Origin of the sequence: Pseudomonas sp. LAM2023 (assembly GCF_016620375.1) — a bacterium.
Lineage (GTDB): Bacteria > Pseudomonadota > Gammaproteobacteria > Pseudomonadales > Pseudomonadaceae > Aquipseudomonas > Aquipseudomonas anuradhapurensis.
In genome coordinates, this window is sequence record NZ_JAENHV010000015.1 from 311,371 (window position 1) to 330,408 (window position 19,038).

Consider the following 19,038-nt stretch of genomic DNA (forward strand, 5'->3'; position numbering starts at 1 on the left):
GGCTTTTCATGAAACGTATTTCGACCCTTTTCCTGCTCTCGACACTTGGCCTGGCCGCTGGCACTGCCCAGGCAGCCCAGCCGGATGCCGGCCTGACCGGCTGCGCCGCCAAGCGCAGCGCCATCGAGAACCAGCTGAAGATTGCCCGCGACCATGGCAACACCGGCCAGGTCACAGGGCTGGAAGAGGCGTTGCGCGGGGTCGACAATTGCACCGATGCCGGCCTGCGCAAGGAACGTGAGCAAAAGGTGCTCGACGCCCGTCACGAAGTGGCACAACGGGAAAAGGACTTGAAGAAAGCCGAGAAGAAAGGCGACTCGGAGAAAATCAACAAGCGCAAGGACAAGCTGGCCGAGTCGCGCAAGGAATTGCAGGAAGCGGTGGAGGACCTGGACCGCTAAGGCCAGCGGCAAACGCGATCACTGCAGGCGCGGCCTTGTGTCGCGCCTGCAGACAGAGCCATGCAAGCCATCAATGATTACGAAATTCGCTATGACAGGCCTTGCACGCCGCTTCGACCTTGTCCATCGGCGCCTTCAACTGCGCAGCATCGAGCGGCTGACTACGGCTGATATCGGCCAGTTCGCCTGTGACGCCTTCCAGCTGCCGGGCCAGGTCGTGAAAGCGTGCCTGGCGTTCCCATACCTCGGCGCGAGCGCTGCTGTCGCCACCATCACGCACCTGTGGAAAGTGTTGCCAGGGCTGGTGCGCGAGGTTGTCCAGCTTCTGAGCACCGTCGGCGAACTTCACCCCATCGAAAGGCAGCCGGCCACGCAACATGCCGCCCAGGTCTTCGCTGGTTCTGAGCATGTCCTTGAAGATTACCTTGCGCTTGCCCAGCGGCGAGTTGGGGTCGACCCGGTCGCAACCACTCAAGGCGCCGCCCAGGGCCAATGCTGCCAGCAGAACAACGGTCAATCGCTTCAACATCACACTCACTTCGGCCTGCGCAAATGGGCGGCCAGTATCGCTGCCCGCGGGCCAAAGACCAATAGCCACATGAAATACAGGGGTGAATATTCATCTTCGCCCATGACAGGAATGCACACATGAAATCAGCCCTGCGCCATCTGGCCTGGACGCTCCCGGTGCTGGCTTTGCTGGCCGGCTGCAACGGCGGCGAGAACGCCAAGCCGGAGCCCCACGCCATTGCCACCTACGTCCCGGCCACCTGGAATGACCTGCCGGCAGTCAGCGACGAAGACTTGCTGGCCGGCTTCTATGCCTGGCGCAGCGGTTGCGAGAAGCTCGCGCGCGACCCGGTGTGGGCCGCCACCTGCGAAGCCGCCGGCAGTGCCACGGCCAGCGCCGCCCAGGTGCGCACATTCCTTGAGCAGAACCTGGAGGTATACGGCCTGCGCTCCGCCGAGAACAACGCCCATGGCCTGATTACCGGCTACTACGAACCGGTCTACCCCGGCAGCCTCAAGCAATCGGCAACCAACCACGTGCCGGTCTACGGTATTCCCGATGACATGATCGTGGTCGACCTGGCCAGCGTGTACCCCGAGCTCAAGGGCAAGCGCCTGCGCGGGCGCCTCGACGGGCGGGTGCTCAAGCCTTACGACACCGCCGAGGTCATCAACCGCAACGGCGTAAAGGCACCGGTGCTGGCCTGGCTGACCGACCCTATGGACCTGCAATTCTTGCAGGTGCAGGGTTCCGGCAGGGTGCAACTGGAAGACGGCCGCCAGCTGCGCCTGGGCTACGCCGACCAGAACGGCCATCCATACCGGCCGATCGGGCGCTGGCTGGTGGAACAAGGCCAGCTGAAAAAGGAAGAAGTCAGCATGGGCGCCATTCACGCCTGGGCCCAGGCCAACCCGCAGCGGGTACCGGAGCTGCTTGCCAGCAACCCCAGCTACGTCTTCTTCAGCACCCGCCCCGACAGCAACGAAGGCCCGCGTGGTTCACTGAACGTGCCCCTGACCGCTGGGTACAGCGTAGCCATCGACCGCAAGGTGATTCCGCTGGGCAGCCTGCTCTGGCTATCCACCACCCGCCCGGACGCAACTCCGGTGGTACGCCCGGTGGCGGCTCAGGATACCGGAGGGGCAATTACGGGTGAGGTGCGGGCCGACCTGTTCTGGGGCACCGGGCCGGAAGCCGGGGAACTGGCCGGGAACATGAAGCAGCAAGGGCAGATCTGGATGCTGTGGCCCAAGGGCAAGCCGTTGCCTGAAGTACCAAAGGTGCCTTGATCGGCGGTGGGCTCTTCGCGGGCTTGCCCGCGAATCAGGCCCCCCGGTTTTCAGATGGAAACTACAAAGAACGCCACGATCATCGCCATCCCGGCAAACCACACCAGCGAGCGCAGCACGGCCCAGTCCGCCAGGTAGCAGATGATGTAAAGCAAGCGGCTGGTGATGTACATCACCCCCAGCACATCCTGGGTCACCTGCTCGGCATTGCCGACGATATCGGCCACCAGCACCGCCGCGGCAAACGCCGGAAAGGCCTCGTAGCTGTTCTGCTGGGCGGCATGTGCACGGCGTGGCAGGCCGGAAAGCGTATCCAGGAAAGCGCGCGGGTCGTGGTTGTCTTTCAGGCCGAAACGGCCACTTACCTTGGCGATCAGCCCGCACAGGGGTGGCAGCACCAACGCGATCAAAATGCACCACAGGGCAACGGTCATAGGCAGGACTCCTTGTTCAGTCTCGAGGTCAAAGCTTCATTATCAACATGCCGGCCAACACCAGCCCGCAAGCTAGGAGTCTGGGCCGGCCAAAAGGTTCTTTGAGGTAGCGCATGCCCAGCACTACCACCAGGATCACGCTCAATTCCCGCAGTGCCGCCGCCTCAGCCACCGAGCCGAGGTGCATGGCCCACAGCACCAGGGCGTAACTGAGCAATACGCACAGCCCGACTGCCAGCCCCAGGCGCCACTGCAGGCGCCAGAACAGCACGAACGGCGCACGTCGCGCCACGCTGGCCAGCAATGGAAAGGGCCAGGCGCTGAGCAATGTCAGCCACACCAGGTAGTCCCAGGGCTTGCCCCACAGGCGCACGGCCTGGCCGTCAAACCAGGTGTAGCAGCCGATGCACAGGCCGATCAGGGCGACCACCGGTAGCATCGACCAGGGTAGCCGCTCACCGCCACCGCCCTGCCACAACAGGCAGGCCATGCCGCAGGGGATCAGCAGGATGCCGATGATCTGCTGCTGGCTCAGCGATTCGCCGGCAAAGGCCAGGGTCAGTGCCAGCACCACCAGGGGCGATAGCCCGCGCATCAGCGGGTAGACCAGCCCCAGATCGCCGACGCGGTAGGCCTGGATCAGCAGGAAGCGGTACAACTGCTCGGCCAACGCCGACGCCAGCAGCCAAGGCCAGACGCTGGCCGGCGGCACCTCGGCGAAGGCCACGGCAAGCACCGCGAAAGCCAGCGCCACCGTGTCCATGCTGGCGATCACCAGCAGGCGCTCACCACTGAATTTGATCAGGGTATTCCAGGTCGCATGCAGCAAGGCGGCGATCAGTACCAGGGAAGTTGCCAGCACACCGTTGGGTCCTTGTGACGTTTTCGAGGGATGAATATATAGCGTTGGTGGTCGGGTTGCCTGGGATGTGTTCGGCGCTGAAAATATCGTGACCTGCACCTCGCCGCCATAATTGCACCCTCCAGCTGTAAACACCCGGAACGCTTCCAGCAATTCTGGTCAAATCCTGTGCCCCGAAGCCCTCGCCAGATCATCAAAGAACTGCCCGAGCCATTCGGGTTATGACTTGGAAGCCACTGCTACAGGATTCGGGATGCTTGAACTAGTTGCCGCATTTATCTGCCTCACCACCCTCCTCACCTATGTGAATTACCGTTTCATCGGCCTGCCCCCCGCCATTGGCGTGATGGTTACGGCGCTGCTGTTCTCCCTGATGCTGCAGGGCCTGAGCCTGATCGGCTTCCCCGGCCTGGAAGCACGCGTCGAAGGGCTGATGAACCAGATCGACTTCAACGACCTGCTGATGCACTGGATGCTGGCCTTCCTGCTGTTCGCCGGCGCCTTGCACGTCAACCTCGCCGACCTGCGCAGCTACCGTTGGCCGATCGGCCTGCTGGCCACCGTCGGTGTGCTGATCGCCACCGTGGTCATCGGTTACCTGTCGCACTGGGTGTTCGCCCTGTTCGGCTGGCAGGTGCCACTGATCTACTGCCTGTTGTTCGGCGCCCTGATCTCGCCCACCGACCCGATCGCCGTGCTTGGCGCGCTGCGTACCGCCAATGCCTCCAAGCCGCTCAAGACCACCATTGTCGGCGAATCGCTGTTCAACGATGGCACCGCAGTGGTGGTGTTCACCGTGTTGCTCGGCATCATCCGCCTGGGCGAAACCCCGAGCATGACCGACACGGCGATCCTGTTCGCCCGCGAGGCCATCGGCGGGGTAGTGTTCGGCGGCCTGATCGGCTACGCCACCTACCGCATGATCAAGAGCGTCGAGCAGTACCAGGTGGAAGTGATGCTGACCCTGGCGTTGGTCATCGGTGGCTCGGCCATGTGCTACGAACTGCACGTTTCGGCGCCGATCGCCATGGTGGTGGCCGGCCTGATCATCGGCAACCTGGGACGCAACCTGGCAATGAACGACATGACCCGCCGCTACATGGACGGTTTCTGGGAGCTGATCGACGACATGCTCAATGCCCTGCTGTTCGCGCTGATCGGCCTGGAGCTGTTACTGCTGCCGTTCAACTGGCTGCACCTGGCAGCCGGTGGCGTGCTGGCCCTGGCGGTGCTGCTGTCGCGGCTACTGACCGTGGCCCCGGCGATCGTCCTGCTGCGGCGCTGGCGCCCGGTGCCCAAGGGCACGGTACGGGTGCTGACCTGGGGTGGCCTGCGCGGTGGGGTGTCGGTGGCCCTGGCGCTGTCGCTGCCTTTGGGCGAGGAACGTGACCTGCTGCTGTCGATCACCTACATCGTGGTGCTGTCGTCGATCCTGGTGCAGGGTTTGAGCATTGGCCGGGTGGTGCGCAAGGTCAGCGCCCAGCCATGAGGTTTTCGGGGCTGCTTTGCAGCCCCGAAATCGTCACTCCACCGCCGAATCCGGGAACTGGTCCTGGATATATTTGATCTCGGTGCGCCCGTGAGGCGCCGGCAGCCCGTCTTCGCCCAGGTTGACGAAGACCATCTTGTCGACGGTGAGAATGGCCTTGCGGGTGATCTTGTTGCGCACTTCGCACTTGAGGGTGATCGAGGTGCGGCCGAACTCGGTGGCGGTGATGCCAAGCTCGATGATGTCGCCCTGGCGCGAGGCACTGACGAAGTTGATTTCCGATATGTACTTGGTCACCACGCGCTGGTTGCCCAGCTGGACAATGGCGTAGATCGCCGCCTCTTCATCGATCCAGCGCAACAGGCTGCCACCGAACAGCGTGCCATTGGGGTTGAGGTCTTCGGGTTTAACCCATTTGCGGGTGTGAAAGTTCATCTGTACTCCTGACCTGCTTGGCTACGGTGTAGCAATGATGGCAGAGCGGTCGCTGTCGCTCCATTGAACATCGACTATCGTCGCGATTAATCGACAGAAAACCTTGGGCAAGCCAGCGGGCGCGGCTATAATCTCCGCCGCTTCACATGGTTGCCCACAGCGGTGCCATGCCCGCCACCCGTCCGAGGGGCGCTGCAGCAGGCTAGGCCTGTCAGGCTCGGATGGGGCGTTGTCCGCTCCCGCGGACGCTCAACGCACAACGGCGCCCATTCGCACATTACGAATGGAGGCTCTCATGAGCGCTGCAAACATGCCTGCTGGTTTTACCGATTACAAAGTCGCCGACATCTCCCTGGCCGCCTGGGGCCGTCGCGAAACCATCATCGCCGAATCGGAAATGCCTGCACTGATGGGCCTGCGTCGCAAGTACCTGGCCGAGCAACCGCTCAAGGGTGCGAAGATCCTGGGTTGCATCCACATGACCATCCAGACCGCCGTGCTGATCGAAACCCTGGTTGCCCTGGGTGCCGAAGTGCGCTGGTCGTCCTGCAACATCTTCTCCACCCAGGACCAGGCCGCCGCGTCCATCGCCGCCGCCGGCATCCCGGTGTTCGCCTGGAAAGGTGAAACCGAGGAAGAATACGAGTGGTGCCTGGAGCAGACCATCCTCAAGGATGGCCAGCCATGGGATGCCAACATGGTCCTCGACGACGGTGGCGACCTGACCGAACTGCTGCACAAGAAGTACCCGCAGGTACTGGAGCGCGTACACGGCATCACCGAAGAAACCACCACAGGCGTGCACCGCCTGCTGGACATGCTGGCCAAGGGCGAGCTGAAAGTCCCGGCGATCAACGTCAACGACTCGGTCACCAAGAGCAAGAACGACAACAAGTACGGCTGCCGTCACAGCCTGAACGACGCCATCAAGCGTGGTACCGACCACCTGCTGTCGGGCAAGCAGGCCCTGGTGATCGGCTACGGTGACGTGGGCAAGGGCTCGGCCCAGTCCCTGCGCCAGGAAGGCATGATCGTCAAGGTCACCGAAGTCGACCCGATCTGCGCCATGCAGGCCTGCATGGACGGCTTCGAAGTGGTTTCGCCGTTCATCGACGGTATCAACAACGGCACCGAAGCCAGCATCGACAAGGCCCTGCTGGGCAAGATCGACCTGATCGTGACCACCACCGGTAACGTCAACGTCTGCGACGCCAACATGCTCAAGGCCCTGAAGAAGCGCGCCGTGGTCTGCAACATCGGCCACTTCGACAACGAGATCGACACCGCCTTCATGCGCAAGAACTGGGCCTGGGAAGAGGTCAAGCCGCAGGTGCACAAGATCCATCGCACCGGCGCCGGCAGCTTCGACCCACAGAACGACGACTACCTGATCCTGCTGGCCGAAGGCCGCCTGGTCAACCTGGGTAACGCCACTGGCCACCCAAGCCGCATCATGGACGGTTCGTTCGCCAACCAGGTACTGGCACAGATCTTCCTGTTCCAGCAGAAGTTCGCCGACCTGTCGGCCGAGAAGAAAGCCGAACGCCTGACCGTTGAAGTGCTGCCGAAGAAGCTCGACGAAGAAGTGGCCCTGGAAATGGTCCGCGGCTTCGGCGGCGTGGTCACCCAGCTGACCCAGCAGCAAGCCGACTACATCGGCGTTACCGTAGAAGGCCCGTTCAAGCCGCACGCCTACCGCTACTGACAAGCGGCAAGCTGCAGGCGGCAGACAGGTGCGAAAACGCCCCATGCCGCTTGCAGCCCAGGCTCAAACTTGTTGAACGATGCCCAAGCCAGATCGGCCATCACCGATCTGGCTTCTATTTGCAGCTTGCTGCTTGAGGCTGGCTGCTAGAGGAACGTCTAATGTCCCAGGAACGCCGCTACAGTTTCGAGTTCTTCCCGACCAAGACCGATGCCGGCCACGAAAAGCTGATGGGCGTCGCCCGCCAGCTGGCCGCCTACAACCCGGACTTCTTCTCCTGCACCTACGGTGCCGGTGGCTCGACCCGCGACCGCACACTGAACACCGTGCTGCAGCTGGAAAGCGAAGTGAAGGTGCCCGCCGCGCCGCACCTGTCGTGCGTGGGTGACACCAAGGCCGAACTGCGCACCCTGCTGGCCGAGTACAAGGCTGCCGGCATCAAGCGCATCGTCGCCTTGCGTGGCGACCTGCCTTCGGGCATGGGCATGGCCAGTGGTGAACTGCGCTACGCCAGCGACCTGGTCGAGTTCATCCGCCAGGAAACCGCTGACCACTTCCACCTGGAAGTGGCCGCCTACCCGGAGATGCACCCACAAGCGCGCAACTTCGAGGCCGACCTGGCCAACTTCGTGCACAAGGTCAAGGCCGGTGCCGACAGCGCCATTACCCAGTACTTCTTCAACGCCGACAGCTACTTCTACTTCGTCGAGCGCGCACAGAAGCTGGGCGTGGATATCCCGGTGGTGCCCGGCATCATGCCGATCACCAACTACAGCAAACTGGCACGCTTCTCCGACGCCTGTGGCGCCGAGATCCCGCGCTGGATCCGCAAGCAGCTGGAAGCCTATGCCGATGACACCGCCAGCATCCAGGCATTCGGTGAAGAGGTGATCACCCGCATGTGCGAACAACTGCTGCAGGGCGGCGCACCGGGCCTGCACTTCTATACCTTGAACCAGGCCGAACCGAGCCTGGCCATCTGGAACAATCTGAAGCTGCCGCGCTGAAATTTTTTGCAAAACCTGTTTAACAACCGATTAAGGCTTTGGTCATAGACTAAAGCCTTATTTTTTTCGGTTACACAGGTCTTGCCTGCCATGCAGCACTCGCATCCACAGCTCGTCTACCTGGCTTTTGGCCCGGCGACCTACCATCAGGAAGCCTGCTTCAGCATCATCAGCGCCCTGGCCCACCTGGACAGCGCAGCAGGCGAAGCCATGGACATCCAGGTCTACACCGACAACCCGCAGCCCTATGCCGGCCTGCCGGTAACCGTGCACGTGCTCGACGAAGCCACGCGCCAGGCCTGGAACGCCCCTCACGGGTATCACTTTCGCAGCAAGCATGTGCTGCTGCGCCAAGTGCTGCAGCAACACCCACTGGCAGTGCTGATCGACACCGACACGTTCTTCCGCAAGTCGCCGCTGGAGCTGTTCGCCCGGGTAGCCCCAGGGCGCCTGCTGTGCAATGCCATCGGCGCACGCTATGGCAGCAACCAGAAATGCCTGCTGTACAAGAACCTGCTGGCCATCCTCGAGTCCCGCGGCCTTGCCGATTGCCAGATGCCGCTGGTCAACTCCGGGGTGATCGGCCTCACGGCGCAGGATGCAGGCACCCTGGACCGCTCCATCGCCATGATGGACGAGTTCCACCCGCTGGCTCGCGAGGCCTATACCCTCGAGGAATTCTGCCTGGCGGTGGCAGCCTATCGCACCCTGGAGCTGGCCGAATGCACCGACGTCATCCACCATTACTGGAGCCGCAAGGCGCAGTTCCGCGCCAAGATCCAGGCCTGGCTGCGCAAGCATGGCCATGACCCGCTGAGCGACGCCGCGCTGGCTGACGTGTACCTGGTCAACGACCAGCTGCCACGGCCGCCGGCCCTGCAACGCCTGGGCTACAAGGCACTGAGCATGACCCTGCCCAGCCACGAACGCCAGTTCGCCCGCGAGTTGCTGTATGGCTGCTACCACTACCCCAACGAGTTCGACCGCGCCTGTGCGCCGGCCTGGTGGGACAAGGCACTGGAAAACCTCAATGCCCGTCATGGCCACATGCAGCCCGAGCAACTGCGCCAGTGCCTGCGCCATCCGGGGCTGCGCCTGACATTGGGCGAACGGCGCAAGGACATCGAGGCGCATCTGCTGCGGTCTTCGCAGGGCTGAACTGCCTGCAGGAGCGGCCTCGCTCACTTTGGATGTCGCGGGCGCTGGTCTTGAACAGACCGAGCTTGTAATCTCCGGCCATGCCGTACGTCGCCCGTCTGTTGTGGATCCTCTTGTTCGCCTGCCTGAGCCCCCTGGCCCTGGGCGAGCGCCTGCGCCTGGTGACCGATGACTGGGCACCCTACGTGTATCTACAGGACGGCCAGCTGCGTGGCATCGACTACGAGGTCACCACCCAGGTGTTCGCACGCCTCGGCATCGAGGTGGAGGTGCAGATCCTGCCTTGGAAGCGCTGCCTGGCAATGATCGAGCAAGGCTTGGCCGACGGCATCCTCGACGTCTTCCAGAATGAGTCACGCCAGCCCTACCTGGTTTACGCCGCCGAGCCCATGTCGGATGTCGAGTTCGTGCTGTTCCAGGCCAGTGCACGTCGCCATCCGGTCAGCAAGCTGGGCGATCTCGCCGGCTTCACCGTCGGCACCTCGCCCGGCTACAGCTATGGTGCAGCGTTCAACGAGGCCGCCTACTTCAAACGCGAAGCCGCCCCTACCCACCAAGCCAACTTCGGCAAGCTGGTCCTGGGCCGCATCGACCTGGCAGTCACCGACCGCAGGGTCGGCCATTACCTGCTGCGGCACCTGGGCCTGCAACAGCAAGTCGAGGTATTGCCGCTGGTGATCAACCGCCAGGCGCAATACCTGGCCCTGGTACGCAAGCCTGGGCGCGAGTTGCTGGCCCAGGCCTTTGCCGAAGAACTGCGGCGTTTCAAGCAGGAACCGGCCTACGCAGCAATCAGCCAGCGCTACACAGGCGACATCGGAAACATTCCCAACGCCGTTGAGCAGCAGGAAAGCAGCACGGCGCGATAGCTCTGTTATACTCGGGCCTTCCCGCCCGGCTCACGCCCGGACGCTCGGCCTCGCAACAGGCATCCCGATCGGCATCGACGCACCTTTTAGCGTCCACCCTCCGTTACTTGGATGTGCAGTGAAAGCCCAGCTGGACCGGACGCGATCGCATCCCACCGATGCCCGTCGCGCCAGGCAGAACATCCCACACGGGCCCAGCCCACACGAGAACAGGATTGCCCATGTCCTTTGCTTCCCTCGGTCTCTCCGAGGCTCTTGTCCGCGCTATCGAGGCTGCGGGCTACACCCAGCCGACCCCGGTGCAACAGCGGGCGATTCCCGCCGTGTTGCAAGGCCGCGACCTGATGGTCGCTGCACAGACAGGTACTGGTAAAACCGGCGGCTTCGCCCTGCCGATCCTTGAGCGCCTGTTCCCGGCCGGCCACCCCGACAAGTCGCAGCGCCACGGCCCACGCCAGCCCCGCGTGCTGGTCCTGACCCCGACCCGCGAACTGGCCGCCCAGGTCCATGACAGCTTCAAGGTGTACGCCCGCGACCTGCCACTGGTCAGCGCCTGCATTTTCGGCGGCGTCGGCATGAACCCGCAGATCCAGGCCATTGCCAAGGGTGTCGACGTCCTGGTCGCCTGCCCGGGCCGCCTGCTCGACCTGGCCGGCCAAGGCAAGGTTGACCTGGCCCATGTGGAAATCCTGGTACTCGACGAAGCCGACCGCATGCTCGACATGGGCTTCATCCATGACGTCAAGAAGGTACTTGCCCGCCTGCCGGCCAAGCGCCAGAACCTGCTGTTCTCGGCCACCTTCTCCAAGGACATCACCGACCTCGCCGACAAGCTCCTGCACAACCCGGAGCGGATCGAGGTGACCCCGCCGAACACCACCGTCGAGCGTATCGAGCAGCGCATCTATCGCCTGCCCGCCAGCCACAAGCGCGCGCTGCTGGCGCACCTGATCACCCTCGGCGCCTGGGAGCAGGTGCTGGTGTTCACCCGCACCAAGCACGGCGCCAACCGCCTGGCAGAATACCTGGAAAAGCACGGCCTGACCGCTGCCGCTATCCACGGCAACAAGAGCCAGAACGCCCGCACCAAGGCCCTGGCCGACTTCAAGGCCAACAGTGTGCGGGTACTGGTCGCTACCGACATCGCCGCCCGCGGCCTGGACATCGACCAGCTGCCCCACGTGGTCAACTTCGAGCTGCCGAACGTCGAGGAAGACTACGTTCACCGTATCGGCCGTACCGGCCGTGCCGGGCGCTCGGGCGAGGCCATTTCCCTGGTCGCGCCGGATGAAGAGAAGTTGCTCAAGAGCATCGAACGGGTAACCAAGCAGAAGATCCCGGACGGCGACCTGATGGGCTTCGACGCCAGCCAGGTAGAAGCCGAGAAGCCGGAAGTACGCGAGCGCCCGCAGAACAATGGCCGTGGCGGGCGTAACCAGCAGGCCCGTGGCGAAGGCGGCAAAGACGCCAACGGCGGCCGCAAGGACAAGGGCAAGGATAAAGGCAAGGCCAAGCAGCAGGCTGCGGACAAGCAGGCCGAGAAGGACAAGGCGGGTGACAAGCAACAGCCGCGCAAACCGCGCGACAAGAAGCCACGTCAGCAGCAGCAACAAGCCAGCACCAGCGTGCCGAAAGTGCCTGCCGACCGCGACCCGGAAGAGTTCTTGGACGACGAAATCGACAACTTCGGCAACCGTGCCGACTACGTAAGCCCGTACCAGAACGGCAAGGGCCAGGGTCGCAATCGCCGCCCGGGCGGCAATGCCGGCCAAGGCACCGGCCAGCGCAGCAACAGCGGCGGCCAAGGTCGTACGGGCGGCCAGCAGCGCAGCGGCGGTGGCGGCGAGAAACGCCCGGCCCGCGCCAACAATGGTGGCGGTGCCCGTCGTGATGGGGGCGCTGGCCGTGGCCGTCCCGCGCGCGATGATGTAACCCGGCAAGAGCCGGCCGTGCGCAACCCGCGCCAACCGGAAAAACAACCGGTGATCATCCGCAAGGAATCCAAGCTCGACCGTTACCCGACGCCCGAGCAACTGGATGACCTGCCAAGCCGTCCGCGTGGTGAGCGCCCGGCACTGCTGACCCGCAAGGGCTGACAGAGAGAAATACCGAGGGGCTGCTTCGCAGCCCTATCGCGACACAAGGCCGCTCCTACAGGAATAACGTAATGAGCTGCGCCCCAGATGGTGGACAGGTTTCCAACATCTGGGGCGCAGCTCATACCCTGTAGCAGCGGCCTTGTGTCGCGATAGGGCCGCAAAGCGGCCCCTCGGTCTTCAGCAGGTCTGAATTACTTCTGCTTGACACCTTCGAGACTGATATCCAGGTCCAGGGTCTGCGAGGTAGCGCCCGGTCCTTTGATGCCGAAGTCGTTCAAGTTCAGCGTGGTGGTGGCGTTGAAACCGGCACGCTCGCCACCCCATGGGTCCTTGCCTTCGCCGTTGAAGGTGGCCTTGAAGGTCACCGGCTTGGTCACGCCATGCAGGGTCAGGTCGCCGTTCACGTCAGCAGTCTTGTCGCCAGTCGGCTTGACGCTGGTGGAGACGAACTTGGCTTGCGGATATTTCTTCACGTCAAGGAAGTCGGCGCTGGCGATGTGCTTGTCACGCTCGGCGTGGTTCGACCACAGGCTGGCGGTTTTCAGGTCGACGTTGATCTTGCTGGCTTCAGGCTTGGCGCTGTCCCAGGTGAAGTTACCGTCGAAATCCTTGAAGGTACCGTGGATGAAGCTGTAGCCCAGGTGGCTGATCTTCCAGTCGACGAAGGCGTGCTGGCCTTCCTTGTCGATCTTGTACTCGGCAGCCATGGCCTGGCCGGCGGAGATCAGTGCGGTACCGAGCGCCAGAGCGGCAAAAGTCTTTTTCAACATCCTTACTTCCTTCCTATGCAATTGAGGTTGAGAGTCAAGCTTTGCGGCCCAGCATGCGGGTCAGGGTCGCGTCACGGTCGATAAAATGGTGCTTGAGCGCTGCCAGGGCATGCAGTACGGCAAAAATCACCAGGCCCCAGGCCAGCCAGAGATGAATCACCCCAGCCAGGTCGGCCTGGTCAGGCAGGTCGCTGACCAGTGCCGGCACTTCGAACAGGCCGAACACCGGTATGCCCACGCCGTCGGCAGTGGAGATCAGGTAGCCGGCGATCATCACCGCGAACAGCCCGACGTACAGCGCCAGGTGCCCCAGCTTGGCGGCCAGGCGAGTGAATGCGCCGTGGCTGGCCGGTGCCGGTGGCGGCGGGCTGATGAAACGCCAGACTACCCGCAGCAGCATCACCGCCAGCAGGACCAGGCCGATGCTCTTGTGCAAGTCCGGGCCAGCCTTGCGCCAAGGGCTGTAGTAGTCGAGACCGACCATCCACAGGCCCAGGCCGAACAGGCCGAAGACTGCCAGGGCCACGCCCCAGTGCATGACGATGCTGACCACGCCGTAGCGAGAAGGTGAGTTGCGCAGTTGCATGTTGACCTGTTTCCCCGTGAAAGCTGTGCACAGACTAACGCGAAACGTATCGAAGAAAAGCGGAAAAAATTGCTCTGGATTATCGATAAATTCGATATTTATTGTGAAAGCTTCCCATTAAGGAAACATTAACGATAGGTGGGAAGTCAGTGCTTGACTGTATCGGCCCTATCGCCAGCAAGCGGCAATAGGGCCGATACAATCAACGAATCAACCGGCCTTGGCCTGGGTATCGACCACGGCTTTCTTGGCAGGTGCAGACTTGGCAGTGGCCTTCCTGGTTTCGGCAGGCTTGCGGGCTGGCTTGTGCACGGGGGCATGTTTGGCGGGCGCGGCCTTGGTTGCCGCAGGCTTGGCCGGCGCATCCTTGGCCACTGGCGCAGGTGCTGGCGCAACCGGGGCCGGTGCAACTTGCGGCGCTGGCGCAGGTGTCGGCGACACCGGTTCCGCCGTGGCAATCGGCTCGGCTTTCACTTCAGGCTTGTCCGCGCCGCCAAACAGCCGCGAGAAGAAGCCTGGCTTGTCCTGCTTGGCCTCTTCGACTTTTTTCGCCTCGGCTTTCGCGGGGGCCTTGTCGCCCTTGTCGGCAGAACCGCCGAACAGATTGGAGAAGAACCCGCCGTCCTTGTTCTGCTTGGCCGCCACGACGCCTGCCGCAGCAGCCGCCACCGGTGCCGCCTTGGCCGGGTCGAACGACTTGCCCGCCAGCAGGTCCTGCACCTGGCTTGCCGCACGCTGGCCACTGCGCAGGGCACCTTCCAGGGTACCGGGGTAGAGCGCGTCGGTATGCTCACCGGCAAAGGCGATGCGCTGCACCGGGCGCTCCCACAAGCGCCAGTACTTGCTGATCTGCCCCGGGCCATAGGCCAGGTAAGCGCCACCGGTACCGGCATCGGTGCTGTAACGCTTGACTTCGTAGCCAGTGAACGAACCACGGGCCTGCGGATAGAACGCGTGCAGGCGGATCAGCACCTGGTCGACCATCTGCTTGTCACCGAACGCTTGCAGCAAGCGGGCATTGTCGCCCGACAGGTTGATCACCACGTTGGCGCCACCCTTGAGCGCCGGCTCGATCCACAGCATGCCCAGGCCGGCGTTACTGAAGATTTCGCCGGACATGCGCGCACGGCTTTCCCACACCGGTTTCTTGAACTTGAGCATCAGCTGGTCGCGCCAGCCATAGTTGGTGCCCTTGATCGCTGCCAGGTGCTGGCTGTCCAGGCTCGGGGTCATCTGGATCTTGGCCAGGGCGCGCAGCGGCACGGCCATCACCAGGTAATCCGCCTGGTAACCGACATTGCCGACTTTGACCGTGACGCCGTCCTTGTCCTGGACGATGGCCGTCACAGGCGAATTGGTCTTGATGGTCTTCAGCTGCTTGACGAAGGCCTGGGCCAGCACCGGGCTGCCACCCGGCAGGCGCGCGGCCCGCAAGTCACGGTCACTGACGCCACGGTAAACACGGTTCTGCTGGGCAAAGTACAGCAGCGACAGGCGCGACGGTTCATCGTAACGGGAACGGATCTGCTGGTTGATCAGCTGGCGGGCGGTGGCCGGCAGTTGCAGCTTGTCCAGCCAGGTGGAGACGTTGATCTGGTCGAGGGCGAACAGCGTACTGGTGGCTTGCGGATTCAGCGGGTCGTCGATCGACCGCGCCAGGTCGTCGAGGGTTTTCTCGTAGCGCTTGATGGCCTCGGCAGTGGCCGGCTGCTTGCTGGCCAGGTCGGTGGCGCTGAAATACTCGCCGTCGATCAGGTAGCCGGGGGTGCGCACGAATTCCGGTGCCGGCTGTGTTTCAATCTTGAAACGCTCGAGGTACTGGTTGAGCACCGGGTGCGCCTTGGCATTGCCGATCCATTCGCTGGTGGCCAGGCCCGAGCGCCCGCCCATGCCTGGCTTGGCTTCCAGCAGTGTCACCTGCCAGCCCTTGTTCTGCAGCTCATAGGCGGCCGTGAGGCCCGCCAGGCCGCCACCCACGACGATTGCCGAAGGTGTCTTGTCCTTTGCCAGCGCGGCGCCGCTGGACACACCAATCAATACCAACGCGCACAGGCGCACCCAAGCAGCAGCCATGTCGGCGAACTCCGAGTCAGGGGTTACAGAAACGGGTAGAGGCAGGAATGCCCCGAGAGAGATGCGTTAAGAATACGTCAGGTCCGTCGGCCCTGCCAGCACAGCGACATCAAGTGCTTTTGCCAACTGACATTTTTGCCATTGCCGCGGTCACCCGCAGGCTCGATTGCAGCGGCGCCCAGCGCCATTAAAGCGCAGCGGTTGTCCTGCCCTGCGGCATTGCTTAGGCTTACGCGGTCGAACCAAGCCGCAAGCCAGGAGAAGTGCCCATGGGCCTCAATGATCAGTGGATGCAACGTGACCTCAAGGTCCTGTGGCACCCCTGTACCCAGATGAAAGACCACGAGCAGCTGCCGCTGATCCCGATCCGGCGCGGCGAAGGCGTGTGGCTGGAAGACTTCGAAGGCAAGCGCTACCTGGATGCGGTGAGCAGCTGGTGGGTCAATGTGTTCGGTCACGCCAACCCGCGTATCAACCAGCGCATCAAGGATCAGGTCGACCAGCTGGAACACGTGATCCTGGCCGGTTTCAGCCATCAGCCAGTGATCGAGCTGTCCGAGCGCCTGGTGGCCATGACCCCGGCCGGGCTCGACCGGGTGTTCTATGCCGACAACGGTTCGTCGTGCATCGAAGTGGCGCTGAAGATGAGCTTCCACTACTGGCAGAACGTCGGCAAACCCGGCAAGAAGCGCTTCGTCACCCTGACCAACAGCTACCACGGCGAAACCATCGCCGCGATGTCGGTCGGCGATGTGCCGCTGTTCACCGAAACCTACAAGGCGTTGCTGCTCGACACCCTCAAGGTGCCCAGCCCCGATTGCTACCTGCGCCCCGAAGGCATGAGCTGGGAGGAGCATTCGCGCAACATGTTCCAGGCCATGGAGCAGACCCTGGCCGAACACCACGCCTCGATCAGTGCGGTAATCGTCGAGCCGTTGATCCAGGGCGCTGGCGGCATGCGCATGTACCACCCGGTGTACCTCAAGCTGCTGCGCGAGGCCTGCGACCGCTACGACGTGCACCTGATCCACGACGAGATCGCCGTGGGCTTCGGCCGCACCGGCACGATGTTCGCCTGCGAGCAGGCCGGCATCCGCCCGGACTTCCTGTGCCTGTCCAAAGCCCTGACCGGTGGCTACCTGCCATTGGCCGCATGCCTGACCACCGACAAGGTCTACCAGGCGTTCTACGACGACTACCCGACCCTGCGCGCGTTCCTCCACTCGCACAGCTATACCGGTAACCCGCTGGCCTGTGCTGCCGCACTGGCGACGCTGGACATCTTCGAGCAGGACAACGTGATCGAAGCCAACAAGGGCCTGGCTGCGCGCATGGCCAGTGCCACCGCACACCTGGCCGAGCATGCCCATGTCGCCGAAATCCGCCAGACCGGCATGGCCCTGGCCATCGAGATGGTCAAGGACAAGGCCGGCAAGGTTGCCTACCCGTGGCAGGAGCGACGCGGCCTGAAGGTATTCGAGCATGCCCTGACCCGTGGTGCCCTGCTGCGCCCGCTGGGCAGCGTGGTGTACTTCCTGCCGCCTTATGTGATCACCCCGGAGCAGATCGACTTCCTCGCCGAAGTGGCCAGCGAGGGTATCGACATCGCAACCCGTGAAAGCGTCAGCGTGGCGGTACCGGCCAACTTCCACCCCGACTTCCGCGACCCGGGCTAGGCTTGCAGACCTGACCGCATACCCCTTGTAGGAGCGGCCTTGTGTCGCGAAAGGGCTGCGTAGCAGCCCCAGTATTTCAGCGGTGATGTACAAACCGCCGGGGCCGCTGCGCGGCCCTTTCGCGACACAAGGCCGCTCCTACAGGGGACGAGTACACCTTTTCCTACGAGCACCCCATGAGACTGTCCCGTTTCTTCATCGACGCCCCCCTGAGCCTCGGCGAGCACGACCTGCCCGAAGCCCAGGCCCACTACATCGGCCGCGTGCTGCGCATGGCCCCCGGCGACGCCGTGCAGCTGTTCGACGGCAGCGGCCAGGAGTACCGTGGCCAGCTGCTCGAAGTGGGCAAGAAAACCGTGCGCGTCAGCCTCGACCAGGCCCTTGCCGGCCAGGCTGATTCACCGCTGCATGTCCATCTCGGACAGGGGCTGTCCCGCGGCGAGCGCATGGACTGGGCGATCCAGAAGGCCACCGAACTGGGGGTAAAGGAAATCACCCCGATCGTCAGCGAACGTTGCGAAGTGCGGCTGAAGGACGAACGCGCCGACAAGCGCCTGGCCCATTGGCGCCAGGTAGCGATCAGTGCCTGCGAACAGTGCGGTCGCTCGACCTTGCCAGTCATCCACCCGCCGGTAACCCTGGGCGAATGGTTGAACTGTGCCAAGGCCGACCTGAAACTGGTTTTGCACCCAGTCGCCGAACCCCTCACCAGCCATGCCAGGCCGGCCACGCTGGCCTTCCTGATCGGCCCGGAGGGCGGCCTGAGCGAGGCAGAGGTCGACCAGGCCAAAGCCACTGGCTTCCACGCCGCGCGCCTCGGGCCACGGGTGCTGCGTACCGAAACCGCCCCCGTGGTAGCCCTGTCGGTGGCGCAGCAGTTGTGGGGCGACTTCTAGCTAACGCACATAGAACGACACCGCCACAAAGTGCATGAGGCTGCCGGCAATCACGAACAGATGCCAGATGCCGTGCCAGTGGCGGAAGCGGCTGTCGAAGGCAAAGAACAGGATGCCGACGGTGTAGAACACACCGCCGGCAGCCAGCCAGGCGAAGCCGGCAGTGCCCAGCGCGTGCAGCAGCGGCTGCACGGCCACCAGCACGATCCAGCCCATTACCGCATAGATGATGATCGACAGGATGCGCGCCTCGGAGCGCGGCTTGATCTCCTGCAGCATGCCGATTACTGCCAGCCCCCAGACAATGCCGAACAGGCTCCAGCCCCACGGGCCACGCAAGCTGACCAGGCAGAACGGCGTGTAGCTGCCGGCGATCAGCAGGTAGATCGACAGGTGATCGAGCTTGCGCATGATCACCTTCGCCCGCCCACGGGTGCTGTGGTACAGGGTAGAGATGCTGTACAGCAACAGCAGGGTGCTGCCGTAGATGGAAAAGCTGACGATCTTCCACGGGTCGCCTTGCAGGCCCGCGGCCACGATCAGCCAGATGGCACCGATACAGGCCAGGACAGCACCGACCAGGTGGGTCCAGGCGTTGAAGCGTTCACCGTAGTACATGCAAACACAGACCTCCTGCGGTGGGCTGGGTTCCTGCGCCGGTCTGTTCCGCCGCGGCCCGTCAGGCTCGCACGCTCCCTGTAGGAGCGGCCTTGTGTCGCGAACGGGCTGCGGAGCAGCCCCTGCAATTTATGCCGTGGCAATGAGATCCTGGGGCCGC

At 63.4% G+C, this 19,038-nt stretch carries 18 protein-coding genes and 1 riboswitch; of the genes, 10 read left to right on the forward strand and 8 right to left on the reverse strand.

Annotated features, from left to right (window positions below):
- Positions 1 to 8 precede the first annotated feature (8 nt).
- A complete protein-coding gene (locus tag JKP78_RS07055) occupies positions 9 to 401 on the forward strand; it encodes a DUF1090 domain-containing protein (RefSeq protein ID WP_186684366.1) in 393 nt (130 codons plus the stop codon).
- Positions 402 to 471: 70 nt separating this feature from the next.
- Here the strand turns inward: JKP78_RS07055 and JKP78_RS07060 are convergent, their stop codons facing one another.
- Positions 472 to 930, reverse strand: coding sequence for a c-type cytochrome (locus JKP78_RS07060; RefSeq protein WP_186684364.1), 459 nt, complete (start codon positions 928 to 930; stop codon positions 472 to 474).
- A gap of 119 nt (positions 931 to 1,049) precedes the next feature.
- On the opposite strand from JKP78_RS07060, the gene mltA reads away from it, so the two are divergent.
- A complete protein-coding gene (gene mltA / locus JKP78_RS07065; RefSeq protein WP_186684362.1) occupies positions 1,050 to 2,201 on the forward strand; it encodes a murein transglycosylase A in 1,152 nt (383 codons plus the stop codon).
- Between the two features lie 50 nt (positions 2,202 to 2,251).
- Here mltA and JKP78_RS07070 read toward each other — a convergent pair whose 3' ends face one another.
- Both JKP78_RS07070 and JKP78_RS07075 read right to left on the reverse strand, forming a co-directional pair.
- Positions 2,252 to 2,635 carry an MAPEG family protein gene (locus tag JKP78_RS07070; RefSeq protein WP_186672396.1) on the reverse strand — a complete coding sequence of 128 codons (384 nt, stop codon included), beginning with the start codon at positions 2,633 to 2,635 and terminating at the stop codon, positions 2,252 to 2,254.
- Positions 2,636 to 2,663: 28 nt separating this feature from the next.
- Positions 2,664 to 3,497: an EamA family transporter gene (locus tag JKP78_RS07075; RefSeq protein ID WP_170033150.1), complete on the reverse strand. Its 834-nt coding sequence runs from the start codon at positions 3,495 to 3,497 to the stop codon at positions 2,664 to 2,666.
- 253 nt (positions 3,498 to 3,750) lie between these two features.
- Here JKP78_RS07075 and JKP78_RS07080 point away from each other — a divergent pair, with 253 nt between their 5' ends.
- Positions 3,751 to 4,986 (forward strand): cation:proton antiporter, encoded by a 1,236-nt coding sequence (locus JKP78_RS07080; protein ID WP_170033152.1) that lies wholly within the window; start codon positions 3,751 to 3,753, stop codon positions 4,984 to 4,986.
- 33 nt (positions 4,987 to 5,019) lie between these two features.
- On the opposite strand, the gene JKP78_RS07085 is transcribed toward JKP78_RS07080, so the two are convergent.
- A complete protein-coding gene (locus JKP78_RS07085) occupies positions 5,020 to 5,421 on the reverse strand; it encodes an acyl-CoA thioesterase (RefSeq protein ID WP_009399312.1) in 402 nt (133 codons plus the stop codon).
- A 178-nt stretch (positions 5,422 to 5,599) separates the two neighbouring features.
- Positions 5,600 to 5,696, forward strand: a riboswitch (S-adenosyl-L-homocysteine riboswitch).
- Between the two features lie 20 nt (positions 5,697 to 5,716).
- Here JKP78_RS07085 and ahcY point away from each other — a divergent pair.
- The 5 genes from ahcY to JKP78_RS07110 all read left to right on the forward strand — a co-directional run bounded on the left by ahcY (position 5,717) and on the right by JKP78_RS07110 (position 12,256).
- Complete coding sequence (ahcY, locus tag JKP78_RS07090) at positions 5,717 to 7,126, forward strand: adenosylhomocysteinase (RefSeq protein WP_170033154.1); 1,410 nt, start codon at positions 5,717 to 5,719, stop codon at positions 7,124 to 7,126.
- A gap of 161 nt (positions 7,127 to 7,287) precedes the next feature.
- A complete protein-coding gene (gene metF, locus JKP78_RS07095) occupies positions 7,288 to 8,133 on the forward strand; it encodes a methylenetetrahydrofolate reductase [NAD(P)H] (RefSeq protein WP_085621759.1) in 846 nt (281 codons plus the stop codon).
- A 90-nt stretch (positions 8,134 to 8,223) separates the two neighbouring features.
- On the forward strand, positions 8,224 to 9,291 hold the full coding sequence (locus tag JKP78_RS07100; protein WP_186684360.1) for a hypothetical protein: 1,068 nt from the start codon (positions 8,224 to 8,226) through the stop codon (positions 9,289 to 9,291).
- 80 nt (positions 9,292 to 9,371) lie between these two features.
- Positions 9,372 to 10,160 carry a substrate-binding periplasmic protein gene (locus JKP78_RS07105; RefSeq protein WP_170033158.1) on the forward strand — a complete coding sequence of 263 codons (789 nt, stop codon included), beginning with the start codon at positions 9,372 to 9,374 and terminating at the stop codon, positions 10,158 to 10,160.
- Between the two features lie 221 nt (positions 10,161 to 10,381).
- A complete protein-coding gene (locus JKP78_RS07110) occupies positions 10,382 to 12,256 on the forward strand; it encodes a DEAD/DEAH box helicase (RefSeq protein ID WP_200626373.1) in 1,875 nt (624 codons plus the stop codon).
- A gap of 194 nt (positions 12,257 to 12,450) precedes the next feature.
- On the opposite strand, the gene JKP78_RS07115 is transcribed toward JKP78_RS07110, so the two are convergent.
- From JKP78_RS07115 to JKP78_RS07125, 3 genes are all read right to left on the reverse strand, one after another.
- Complete coding sequence (locus tag JKP78_RS07115) at positions 12,451 to 13,029, reverse strand: YceI family protein (RefSeq protein WP_200626375.1); 579 nt, start codon at positions 13,027 to 13,029, stop codon at positions 12,451 to 12,453.
- Positions 13,030 to 13,063: 34 nt separating this feature from the next.
- Positions 13,064 to 13,615, reverse strand: coding sequence for a cytochrome b (locus JKP78_RS07120; protein ID WP_186684358.1), 552 nt, complete (start codon positions 13,613 to 13,615; stop codon positions 13,064 to 13,066).
- Positions 13,616 to 13,825: 210 nt separating this feature from the next.
- Positions 13,826 to 15,688 (reverse strand): flavin monoamine oxidase family protein, encoded by a 1,863-nt coding sequence (locus tag JKP78_RS07125; RefSeq protein WP_200626377.1) that lies wholly within the window; start codon positions 15,686 to 15,688, stop codon positions 13,826 to 13,828.
- A 269-nt stretch (positions 15,689 to 15,957) separates the two neighbouring features.
- Here JKP78_RS07125 and JKP78_RS07130 point away from each other — a divergent pair, with 269 nt between their 5' ends.
- Positions 15,958 to 17,364, forward strand: a complete 1,407-nt coding sequence (locus JKP78_RS07130; RefSeq protein WP_170033168.1) for an adenosylmethionine--8-amino-7-oxononanoate transaminase — start codon at positions 15,958 to 15,960, stop codon at positions 17,362 to 17,364.
- A 176-nt stretch (positions 17,365 to 17,540) separates the two neighbouring features.
- Complete coding sequence (locus tag JKP78_RS07135; RefSeq protein WP_200626379.1) at positions 17,541 to 18,260, forward strand: 16S rRNA (uracil(1498)-N(3))-methyltransferase; 720 nt, start codon at positions 17,541 to 17,543, stop codon at positions 18,258 to 18,260.
- On the opposite strand, the gene trhA is transcribed toward JKP78_RS07135, so the two are convergent.
- Complete coding sequence (gene trhA / locus JKP78_RS07140; protein WP_170033172.1) at positions 18,261 to 18,878, reverse strand: PAQR family membrane homeostasis protein TrhA; 618 nt, start codon at positions 18,876 to 18,878, stop codon at positions 18,261 to 18,263.
- Positions 18,879 to 19,038: the final 160 nt, after the last annotated feature.